Annotated in this window: 1 protein-coding gene; it reads left to right on the top strand. The window is 60.9% G+C overall.

Features of this window, described 5'->3' with window-relative positions; genetic code table 11:
- The coding region (tnpC, locus tag JK635_RS14685; protein WP_202654704.1) for an IS66 family transposase at positions 1 to 519 on the top strand (519 nt) is incomplete at both ends.

Raw genomic sequence — 519 nt, 5'->3', positions numbered from 1 at the left:
CTGGGCGCATGTGCGCCGGAAGTTCTACGACATCAGCCAGTCGCATCCATCGCCTATTGCCGGCGAGGCGCTCCGGCGCATAGGTATGCTGTATGCGATCGAAGCCCAGATTCGCGGCCAGCCAGTTGAGCGGCGGCGTGAAATTCGCATCGCGCAAACCCAGCCGCTGCTCGATGACATGCGCCGCTGGTTGAACAGCTTGCTGCCAACGCTGTCGGCGAAAGCGCCATTGGCCGGAGCAATTCAATATGCGTTCAACCGGTGGGATGCATTGAACGTCTTCGCCAGGGATGGTTGCGTGGAAATCGACAACAATGCCGTGGAGCGGGCGTTGCGAGCGGTGTCGCTGGGACGCAAGAACTTCATGTTCGCCGGGTCGGATGCGGGCGGACATCGTGCCGCTGCCATGTATAGCCTGATTGGTTCGGCCAAACTCAACGGCCTCGATCCCGAAGCCTACCTGCGCTGTGTGCTGTCGCAGATCGCCGAGCATCCAGTGAACCGGGTTGAGGAACTGCT

It is taken from the genome of Neobacillus paridis (assembly GCF_016765675.1).
Classification (GTDB): Bacteria; Bacillota; Bacilli; order Bacillales; family Cytobacillaceae; genus Neobacillus; species Neobacillus paridis.
This window is presented reverse-complemented; position numbering and strand designations above follow the sequence as displayed.